Here is a 452-nt window from a genome sequence, read left to right as displayed (position 1 = left end):
GGTGGGATCTTCCGGGACCTGGCCGAGCAGGGCAACGCGCACGGCACCACCGCGACGCTCACCGAGCTGCACCGGTTCACCGACCCTGCCGAAGGCGCGGCCACCCTCGCCATCCGCGACGGTGACCCCGCCGCCCTGGAGCACTACCTCGACCATGGCCGCGTCCACGCCGGTGACACCGGGGACATGGTCGAGGCGGCGTACGAAGCCTGGGCCGCCGACCAGCAGGCGGGCCTGTCCAGCCTGCTGCTGGCCGCGACCCGCGACACCGTGCGCGAGCTGAACCAGCGCGCCCGGACCGACCGCCTCGAGTCCACCGGGCAACCCTCCGGACGGGAGGTGGCCCTGGGCGACGGCACCGAAGCCAGCGCCGGCGACACCGTGATCACCCGCCGCAACGACCGCACCCTCCGCGCCGCAGACGGGTCCTGGGTCAAGAACGGCGACCGATG

Annotated in this window: 1 protein-coding gene; it reads left to right on the top strand. The window is 74.1% G+C overall.

All coding sequences use genetic code 11. The features are described from left to right. Positions 1-452 (top strand): AAA family ATPase (locus tag FJR00_RS15565; RefSeq protein WP_141339645.1); only part of this gene is annotated, 452 nt, incomplete at both ends.

Origin of the sequence: Ornithinimicrobium kibberense (assembly GCF_006519705.1) — a bacterium.
GTDB classification, from domain to species: domain Bacteria; phylum Actinomycetota; class Actinomycetes; order Actinomycetales; family Dermatophilaceae; genus Ornithinicoccus; species Ornithinicoccus kibberensis.
The sequence above is the reverse complement of the archived record's forward strand: the minus strand, read 5'-3'. Positions and strand labels throughout refer to the sequence as shown.